This window comes from Roseobacter sp. GAI101 (genome assembly GCF_000156335.1).
In the GTDB taxonomy this organism is placed as follows: domain Bacteria; phylum Pseudomonadota; class Alphaproteobacteria; order Rhodobacterales; family Rhodobacteraceae; genus Sulfitobacter.
Genome location: NZ_DS999213.1, coordinates 1,730,236 through 1,739,430, shown reverse-complemented (window position 1 = coordinate 1,739,430; position 9,195 = coordinate 1,730,236). Strand labels below are relative to the sequence as shown.

10 protein-coding genes are annotated in these 9,195 nt (G+C 60.0%); 2 read left to right on the top strand and 8 right to left on the bottom strand.

The annotated features are described in order from the left end of the window. Positions 1 to 398: hypothetical protein (locus RGAI101_RS08160; protein WP_198133683.1), on the top strand; the 398-nt coding region annotated here is incomplete at its 5' end. Here RGAI101_RS08160 and RGAI101_RS08155 read toward each other — a convergent pair. The 5 genes from RGAI101_RS08155 to RGAI101_RS08135 form a co-directional block, all read right to left on the bottom strand. Beyond that, positions 395 to 1,177, bottom strand: a complete 783-nt coding sequence (locus RGAI101_RS08155; RefSeq protein WP_008229142.1) for a glycoside hydrolase family 25 protein — start codon at positions 1,175 to 1,177, stop codon at positions 395 to 397. The two genes, RGAI101_RS08160 and RGAI101_RS08155, sit on opposite strands and share 4 nt — an antisense overlap. Position 1,178: 1 nt before the next feature. Then, the gene (locus RGAI101_RS08150) at positions 1,179 to 1,829 is read right to left on the bottom strand and encodes a DUF938 domain-containing protein (protein WP_008225952.1); all 651 of its coding nucleotides are present in this window, start codon (positions 1,827 to 1,829) and stop codon (positions 1,179 to 1,181) included. Then, on the bottom strand, positions 1,826 to 2,899 hold the full coding sequence (locus tag RGAI101_RS08145) for an NAD(P)/FAD-dependent oxidoreductase (RefSeq protein WP_008225847.1): 1,074 nt from the start codon (positions 2,897 to 2,899) through the stop codon (positions 1,826 to 1,828). The genes RGAI101_RS08150 and RGAI101_RS08145 overlap by 4 nt, the downstream gene beginning before the upstream one ends. After that, a complete protein-coding gene (locus RGAI101_RS08140; RefSeq protein WP_037227733.1) occupies positions 2,896 to 3,834 on the bottom strand; it encodes an aldo/keto reductase in 939 nt (312 codons plus the stop codon). The genes RGAI101_RS08145 and RGAI101_RS08140 overlap by 4 nt, the downstream gene beginning before the upstream one ends. A 169-nt stretch (positions 3,835 to 4,003) precedes the next feature. Then, positions 4,004 to 4,621: a glutathione S-transferase family protein gene (locus RGAI101_RS08135; protein WP_008229348.1), complete on the bottom strand. Its 618-nt coding sequence runs from the start codon at positions 4,619 to 4,621 to the stop codon at positions 4,004 to 4,006. Positions 4,622 to 4,808: 187 nt separating this feature from the next. On the opposite strand from RGAI101_RS08135, the gene RGAI101_RS08130 reads away from it, so the two are divergent. Next, positions 4,809 to 5,717, top strand: a complete 909-nt coding sequence (locus RGAI101_RS08130) for an MBL fold metallo-hydrolase (protein WP_037227731.1) — start codon at positions 4,809 to 4,811, stop codon at positions 5,715 to 5,717. 123 nt (positions 5,718 to 5,840) lie between these two features. On the opposite strand, the gene RGAI101_RS08125 is transcribed toward RGAI101_RS08130, so the two are convergent. The 3 genes from RGAI101_RS08125 to RGAI101_RS08115 are packed head-to-tail and all read right to left on the bottom strand — an operon-like array spanning position 5,841 to position 8,978. Next, positions 5,841 to 6,920: a BMP family ABC transporter substrate-binding protein gene (locus RGAI101_RS08125; protein WP_008226763.1), complete on the bottom strand. Its 1,080-nt coding sequence runs from the start codon at positions 6,918 to 6,920 to the stop codon at positions 5,841 to 5,843. A gap of 55 nt (positions 6,921 to 6,975) precedes the next feature. Continuing rightward, a complete protein-coding gene (locus RGAI101_RS08120; RefSeq protein ID WP_008227144.1) occupies positions 6,976 to 7,896 on the bottom strand; it encodes an ABC transporter permease in 921 nt (306 codons plus the stop codon). After that, positions 7,896 to 8,978: an ABC transporter permease gene (locus tag RGAI101_RS08115; RefSeq protein WP_008227967.1), complete on the bottom strand. Its 1,083-nt coding sequence runs from the start codon at positions 8,976 to 8,978 to the stop codon at positions 7,896 to 7,898. The genes RGAI101_RS08120 and RGAI101_RS08115 overlap by 1 nt, the downstream gene beginning before the upstream one ends. Between the last annotated feature and the right edge of the window lie 217 nt (positions 8,979 to 9,195).

Here is a 9,195-nt window from a genome sequence, read left to right as displayed (position 1 = left end):
CCGGCCCCGTCGGTTTTGCGGTGTTGGGCGATCATGCGGATGACCTGCGGGCAGGACTGGGCGTGGAACAATCTGCTCAAGCGGCGATCACCATCGTCTTGCTCAACCGGTGGGATACGTTGCCGAACATGCCCGACCTTGATGCGTTTTGCGCCGACGACTGTGGCAAGGGCGCGGCAGGGCAGGTCAGCATCACCCAGATGCGCTATCGGCGGACGCGCAAGATCGTGTTCTTCCATCTGCCGGATTTCGGCGGTTTTGAGGTTGGCAAGGACTGCGTGATCGCCCGCGCGGCCCAAGAATTCCAGTCTATCCGCGTAACCGACCCGCTTCCCTGCGCGCCCGATGTCCGCCGCAGCACGGCTTGGCAACTGCCCGCTGGGTTGGGGCGGATCTAGCGGATCTGGCGGCGCGCCAGCCAGTTATCCCAGCTTGCCGCACTTCCTGCATAGACGTTGATGTCAATATCGCCTGACGCGCCGGGCACGCGGCCGGTGCTGGTGTATTGCCAGAAGGTCCAGCGTTCGTCCGGATAGCGTTCGGCGGGGTGGGCGGCGGTCGAACGCAGCCAGAATTCGGTGCCGCGCAGACGCCCCATCTGGTTGGTCTTGTAAAATTCGGGCGTAGTATAGACGATCGGCTGCTGGCCGTAATGCGCCTTGAGGATGCGCAGGAATATCTCGGTGTTTCGGCGCACGGTTCCGGCTGGGGGGCGCAGGGTGCAGGTGGGGGAAAACGGGTTCCACTCCATATCAAGTACGGGCGGCAGCATGCCGGGGGTCTTGGGCACGTTTTCGATGAACCAGCGTGCCTGAACCTGTGGTGTCGTGCAGAAGTAATAGAAATGATAGGCCCCGCGCGCCACACCGGCACTCCCCGCCCCGCGCCAGTGATCGCTGAACATCGGGTCCAGCAGGTCACCGCCCTCGGTCGCCTTGATAAAGGCGAAATTCACACCGGCCAGGCGCGCGTCGCCCCAGTTCAGCGCGTTTTGAAACCGCGCCACGTCAATGCCATGTACCGGATAGCTTTGCGGTGTGCGTCCCGTCCAGGCATGTGGCTTGCGGTCCCCGAAATCCGCTGCCGTGACCGTCCCGATCGGGACGGATACCTGGCTTGACCCACAGGCCCCCAAGGTCAGTACACACAGCAGGGCAAGCAGGCGAAGTGGCGACATATCAGGGCTTTCCGGCAATGATGCCAAGGTTGTTTGCGGGCAGGGCGACGATGCTGACCGGTGCAAGGCCTGCGCGGTCAAGCCATGTGATGACGTCGGCGGTGTCCTTGTAGCCGATCGCCGGATCGGCGGCGCGCAGTTCGGCGTCAAAGATAACATCCCCGGCCGAGGTTAACCGACCGGCGCGCCTGAACGGCCCGTATAAGATCAGTGTGCCACGCGGGGCGAGCGCCAGTGCGGCCTGCGCAATCAAACACTGGGCGGCAGGCGTAGGGATCAGATGCAGAAGGTTGGCGAGAAAGATCAGGTCTTGCGGCGCGACGCCACCGTGCCACCCGTCCGCCGTGGCATCCAGCGCAATCGCCGGGGCGACATTCGTGACACCGGCATCCCGTACATAGGCGTCGATGCTGGCACGGCGCGCGGCGTCAGGTTCTGACGGTTGCCATGACAGCCCCGGCAAGGCGGTGGCGAAGGCGGCGATATGCTGCCCGGTACCGCTGGCGATCTCAAGCGCGCGTCCCTTATGCGGGGCGTGTGCAAGCAGCAGTTCGCACAGCGCGGCGCAATTTCGATCCGCGGCGGGGGCATGCAGCTTTGCGCCGTCCATGGGCAACGCGACGCTGGCGCTGGAGGGCAGTTTGCCGGTCACAAGCGCAGCCGGTCAGGGCGCAGGGCGGCAACAGTTTGCGCGTCCAGCTTGGACGCCCGCCCCAAGGTCAGATCGGCGACAAGCTGTGATGCCGCGGCGCAGGTCTGAAACCCGTAACCGCCTTGCCCGGCACACCAGATGAAATCAGGCTGCGCAGGGTCCGGCCCCAAAACCAACGTGCGATCAGGGGCAAAGCTGCGCAGACCGGCCCAGGTGGCAATCGGCCTGGTCAAAGGTTCGGCCACCATGTTTTGATACCGGTCAAGGCCTTCGGCCAGCACCATATCATCGGGCCACGCGTCCTGCGGTGGCACAGGGTCTTCATCCGCAGGGGAAATCAGCAAGGCCCCTGCGTCGGGTTTCGCATACCATGTTTCGCCCACGCCGAAGAACATCGGCCAACGCGCCGGGTCATGTCCACCGGGCGTTGCGATCCGGGCCATCGACCGGCGATGCGGCGTGATGCCAAGCGGGGCAATGCCCGCCATCGTCGCCAGTTCATCGGCCCATGCCCCGGCAGCATTGACCAGCATCTTGGCGCGCAAGGTCTGCGTCCCTGCATCAACTTCCCAACCCGAGGTGTCGTGGCGGATTGCCTGCACCCGTTGGCCGGTCAGGATCGTGCCGCCATTGCCGCGCAGCACGCGGGCAAAATCCTGAAGCAACCGGTCGGTGTCGATGTCCTGCGCGTCTTCGTGATAGGCGGCAAAGGCGATCTTGGCGGGGTCGAGTATCGGAACGAACGCCATCGCCTCTGCCTGCGTAATCGGGTCCACCCCCATGACGGTGACGTCGGCGTTGAACGCGTCTTCTTCGTGTTCGTCCGCGACAATCATCAGACCGCGCGGGCTCAGGTATCCGCCGTCCCGCAGATAGCTGACGCTTGCGCGGTTCAGCGCTTGCACGGATGGCGCACCATAGTTTTGTTCAATCAGCGCGGCAGAACGGCCAGAGGCGTGATAGCCAAGCGCTTTTTCAGCCTCGATCAATGTCACGGTGGCATCTGCGGACAGGCGCGCGGCGGCGGACAGGCCCGCGATGCCGCCGCCGATGATGATGATATCATTCATGACTGTTCTTCGATCCGGTCGGTCGCGGGGGGCGGTGTGGGGGACAGGGCGGCGATCCTGGTGTAGACATCGGCCGGCATTTCGTATTGCATCGCGGCCAGTGACGGGGCCAGTTGTTCGGCGGACCGCGCCGAGATGATCGGCGACGGCCCTGTCGGGTGCGCTGCCGCCCACGCGACGGCCAAGGTGGCCGGATGCAGACCCAGATCACCGGCCAACGCGGCAAGACCTGCCGCTGCATCATGCATCACCTCGGGGGCGTAGCGCGCGGCATAGCGGTCATCTTCGGTCAGACGTCCGGCTTCGCCCTTGGTGTATTTCCCGGTCAGCAGGCCACCGCCCAGCGGGGAATAGGGCGCGACAAGTATGCCCAGATCATCGGCCATGGGCAGGATTTCCACCTCGGCCTGACGTTTGACCAGGTTGTACATCGGCTGGATCACCGCGATGTCCAGATCGAATTCAGCCGCGATGTTTGCAGCCTTGACAACCTGCCAGGCGGCGTAGTTCGAAAGACCGATAAAGCGGATATGGCCCGCTGTTTTCAGTTCGGCGAAGGTCTGAAAGCTTTCGTGCATGTCCGTGTCCGGATCGAACCGGTGCAGGTACAGCACATCCAGCGTATCCAGCTGCAGTCGCTGGCGGGATGTCTCGGCCGAGGCCAGAATGTTGGCGCGGCCCGATCCGCCGGTATAGGCGGCCTTGGTCGCGATGATCAGATCTTCGCGGCGGTCGCCCAGAAACCCGCCCAGCAGTGTTTCCGACGCCCCGTCGGTATAGACATGCGCCGTGTCGAAATGCGTGATGCCTGCGTCAATGCACGCGTCGAACATCGCGCGCGAGGCATCGGCATCCGCGCGCCCGCCAAATTGCATGGTGCCAAAAGCAAGGCGGCTTGCGGGGGTGCCGTTGAGGCTGGTCAGGGTGTGTTTCATCCCCAATTCGTGCCACGGCGCGCGCCGCTTCGCAACGGTGATCTTGGACCAAGGGGGTGACACCCGGACCGTCGTCAGAATTCCGCCAGTTGCCAAAGCGGCGGGAGGCCGTTCAATCAGAATGGCCTATCCCTACAGATGGGGGTGAACCGCCAAAGGGCAGCGCCTTTCAGCCGTTCATCGCACCGCGTTCGGTGGCGCGTGCGTAGGCAGGGCGCGCCTGTATCATCTCTACGAAACCGGCAAGGGCGGGGTATTTCGCAGCACCGTCACCGCCGCGCATCGCGATCTCTGCGGGAAAGCTCAGCATGATATCTGCCGCTGACAGGCTGTCCTGCACGAAATGCCCCGAGGGACGCACAAGGCTGTCCATATAGCTGAAATGGTTGTGCAATTCGTCGGTAATGCGCGGATGCAGCGGCGCGCCCGCTTCGCCCAGACGGCTGACATAGAGGTTCAACAGGATCGGCGTCATGGCCGACCCTTCGGCGAAATGCATCAGTTCAAGATGTTGAAGATAGGCGGCACTATCGCGGTTGGGGATCAGTTCCGGCGCAAAACGGTTGCACAAAACTTCGGTGATGGCAGCACTTTCGGCGACCAGTGTGCCGTCAATTTCCAGCATCGGCGATTTGCCCAAAGGATGCACCAGTTTCAACTCTGGCGGGGCCAGGTTGGTTTTTGCATCGCGTTTGTAGGGGATGACATCATAGGGCTGCCCGATCTCTTCGAGCAGCCACAAGATGCGATGGGAACGGGACCGGTTCAGGTGATGGATTTTGATCATGCCGCAGATGATAGCGGATCGCTGGAAGATGGATAGGGCAGGACGCACCCCGACGAAGAAAAAAAGCGTGGCACGAAGCGACCCGATCTGCCAAGTTTCCCCCCACAATTCAGGGAAAGGGGTCTATATTTTCAGTGATGGAACGATATGAATTCGAATTTGTTAATATGACAGGAGGATATCGCCCATGAAAAAGATTAAGTTATCACGAACCAGCGACTCTGCTGGTGACAGTTCTGCCCAGGTGACCGGATTTTACGACCATGATACGGGCAGTGTTCAATATCTGGTTGCCGATCCGCAAACAAGTAAAGCAGCCCTGATCGACGTTGTCATGCCGTTTGATCACAGGTCGGCGTCGACCGACAACACCAGCGTTGATGCAATCCTGGGCTTTGCAGAAACCGAAGGGCTGGAGATTGAATGGATACTGGATACGCATCCGCACGCGGATCACCTGATGGCCTCGTCCTATCTGAAAGAGCGGCTGGGATGCCCCAATGCCATCGGTGCCAAAGTCAAAGACATCTCAAAACTGTGGCACGAAAAGTATAATATGCCCGACGCCTTCGACCCCGAACAGGATTTCGATCATCTGTTCAAAGACGGTGACAGCTTTAAGATCGGAACGCTCGACGTGAAGGTCATGTTGTCTCCGGGGCATACTCTGGGGTCAATCACCTATGTGGTCGGGGATGATGCGGCGTTTGTTCACGATACCTTCATGCAGCCGGATGCGGGGACATCGCGCGCGGACTTTCCCGGCGGATCAGCCGACGAACTTTACGACAGCTTGCAGGAATTATTGAAACTGCCCGATCACACCCGTCTGTTTATCGGCCATGATTACGGAACCGAGTTTAGAAAAGAGCCCGCATGGGAAGCGACGGTGCAGCAACATCGCAGGCACAACACCCATATCGGCGGCGGCGTTTCAAAGGAAGATTTCGTGGCACTAAGGACAGGCCGCGATAAAACCCTTAGCCTGCCGGATCGGATGTTACATGTGTTGCAGATGAACCTGCGGGCCGGAAAAGCGCCCGATCCAGAGAATGACGGAAACAGCTATTTGAAAATTCCGTTGAACACGTTCTGACGCTGGAAAACCGAGCATCGCCAGCCGGCCTTTGCGCAGTGCGATGACCTTTGCCACGGGCTTGACCGCATAAAAAAAGGCTCTGCCAAAGCAGAGCCTTTTTACGTTTATCGTGGCTTTCCCTTAGTTCGGGATGTCGCCTGTGATGCCTTCAACGTAGAAGTTCATGCCAGCCAATGTACCGTCATCCGCTGTCTCGCCTTCGGCCAGGAAATCAGAACCGTCCTGCTTTTTCAAAGGACCGGTGAACGGGTGATACGACCCGTCCGCGATGGACGCTTTCAGCGCCAGCGCTTCTTCCTTGACCTCCGCAGGTACCGCATCCGTGATTTCACCAATGCCAACCATGCCGGCACCGATGCCGTCCCATGTGTCGGTCGATGTCCATGTGCCATCCATCACGGCCTTGGTGCGCGCGATGTAGTAGGGGGCCCAGTTATCGATGATCGACGACACGCGTGGCATCGGCGCGTATTGCGCCATGTCGGATGCCTGACCGAATGTGATCACGTTGCCCGCTTCCTGTGCCGCCGCCTGGGGCGCTGTGGAATCGGTGTGCTGCAGAATGACGTCAGCGCCTTGTTCGATCAGGACCTTGGCTGCGTCCGCTTCTTTTGCGGGGTCGAACCATGTATAGGCCCAAACGATCTTGAATTCGACGTCAGGATTGACCTTTTTGGCGTGGATATAGGCAGAGTTGATGCCGCGGATCACTTCGGGGATCGGGAAGGACCCGATGTAGCCGATGACGTTCGATTTGGTCATCTTGCCCGCGATGTGGCCCTGGATGGCACGACCTTCGTAGAAGCGCGCAGAATAGGTGGAAACGTTGTCGGCGCGCTTGTAGCCGGTTGCGTGTTCGAACTTCACATCCGGGAACTTGGCCGCGATGTTGATCGTCGGATCCATGTAGCCGAAGGATGTGGTAAAGATCAGGTCGGCACCGTCCAGCGCCATCTGGGTCATTACGCGTTCGGAATCGGGGCCCTCGGCCACGGATTCAACAAACACGGTTTCGACCTTGTCGCCGAATTCCTTTTCGACAGCCAGACGGCCCTGGTTGTGTTCATAAGTCCAGCCGCCGTCGCCCACGGGGCCGACAAAGACGAAACCGACTTTGGTCTTGCCATGGGCATCGGCATAGGCCCCGCCCGCAAGGCCAAGCGCCAGCGCCGCGCTGGCCAGAAGTGTGGATAATTTCATAAGGTAATCCCCTTGGTATTGCGCCCTTTTATTAGGCGCTTTGAAGTCTGCCCGTCTAGGACGAGGCGTGAAAGGTACGGCCAAGCGACGCCGGAGCAGCGCTTTTATCGGCCGAAAGAACCACCAATACAAGGATGGTGATGATATAGGGCGACATTGCCAGATACTCGACCGGAATGGCAACGCCCGCGCCTTGCAAATTCAGCTGCAACTGCGTGATGCCGCCAAATAAATAGGCACCCAGCAACAGACGCCATGGCTTCCAGCTGGCAAAAACGACCAGTGCCAGCGCGATCCAGCCAACGCCGGCAGTCATGCCTTCGGTCCATTGCGGGACCCGGATCAGGCTGATGTAGGCCCCGCCAAGCCCGGCGCAGGCCCCGCCGAACATGATCGCAAGCGTGCGGATCCGCACCACCCTGAAACCAAGCGCATGGGCCGCATCATGGCTTTCGCCAACGGCCCGCAGGATCAGTCCCGCACGGGTGTATTTCAACACGGCCCAAACGACAACGACCAGCGCAAAGCCAAAGTACAAGACGATATCATGGGAAAACAGGATCGGTCCCAGCACCGGGATGTCATGCAGCGGGCCAAAGTTCACCTCGGCCAGACGCGGCGGTTTGACACCAACATAGCTTTGGCCGAGCAGGGCGGAAAACCCCAGTCCGAACAGCGTCAACGCCAGACCCGAAGCCACCTGATTGGCCAGCGTGATCTGGGTGAGAAAGGCAAACAGAAGGCTCAACGCCGCACCGCCCACGGCAGCCGCCGCAAACCCCAGCAAGGGTGATCCGGTTTCAACCGCCGTGGCAAAGCCGCAGATGGCGCCGATGATCATCATGCCTTCAACGCCAAGGTTCAGCACACCTGATTTCTCGGCAACCAATTCGCCCAACGCGGCAAAGATCAACGGTGTCGCGGCGACCAGAAAGCCCGCAACGAAAAGCACCGGATTGATGGATGACAGATCCATTACGCGACCTCCCGATGGCCAAAGCGCAGCCGGTAATTTGTGAAAAGATCAAAGGCCAGCAAGAAGAACAGCAGCATCCCCTGAAACACCTGAATAGCGGCGGCAGGCAGCCCCAACTGGCTTTGCGCGATGTCGCCGCCAATATAGGTCAGCGCCATCAGCCCGCCCGCCAACAAAATGCCGATCGGATGCAACCGGCCCAAGAACGCCACGATGATCGCGGTAAAGCCATAGCCGACGTTGAAATCGATGGTGATCTGGCCTGCGGGACCTGCAACCTCGAACATGCCCGCAAGCCCTGCCAAAAGGCCCGACGTGCCCATGCAGAACAACACCAGCCGTGTCGGGTTCACGCCCGAAAACTTTGCCGCTCTCGGGGCCTCGCCCGTGACGCGAATGGCAAAACCCAACCGATGCCGCGCCAGCAGGACATAGGCGAAAATCACTGCGATGAACGCGGCAACCACCCCCCAATGCATGCCCGACCCTGCGATCAGCTCGCCATTATGGGCCGACGCATATTGCTGCAAGTTCCGGCTGCCCGGAAAGCCGAAGCCTTCGGGGTTTTTCAACACCCCCAGGGCCATCGAGGCCAGAAACTGCTCGGCCACATAGACCAGCATCAAGGATACCAAAATCTCGTTGGTGCCGAACTTGACCTTCAAGACCGCTGGGATCATCGCCCAAAGCCAACCTCCCAACGCACCTGCCAGGATCATCAGCGGAAAGATGAACACGCTCTGGGCAGGATAGAACGCCAGCCCGACGGCTGCACCAAAAATGGCCCCGATGATATATTGGCCCTCGGCACCGATGTTCCAGATGCCTGCCTTGAAGCCCAGCGACAGGCCAATGGCGATCAGGACCAAGGGTGCCCCTTTGATCAGCAGTTGCGGGCGATAATAAAATGCATTGCTACCAAACAACGGCTCCCAGAAGATCGTGATGATGGACGAAACCGGATCTTTTCCCAAAGCGGCAAACAAAAGTCCGCCAAAAAACATCGTCGCCAAAACCGCCAAAAGCGGGGTGGCCCAGGAAAACGCCTGACTGGGCTGCGGTCGCTTCTCCAACCTGATCACGCGGGCACCCCTTCTCTGGCTTTCAAATATCCCACGGGGGTGTGGGGGATCGATATTCCCCTGACCCCGTTGGAGAACGCAACGGGTCACCCCTCCCCCACGCGGGAGCGTCATCACGAATCCATTTTATCTGCGAGAACACCAAAGAAAGCATCAAGCCCATGCTAAACTTTCATGCAATCCAGAACGCAAACATTTCAGTGGACACCTTATATGT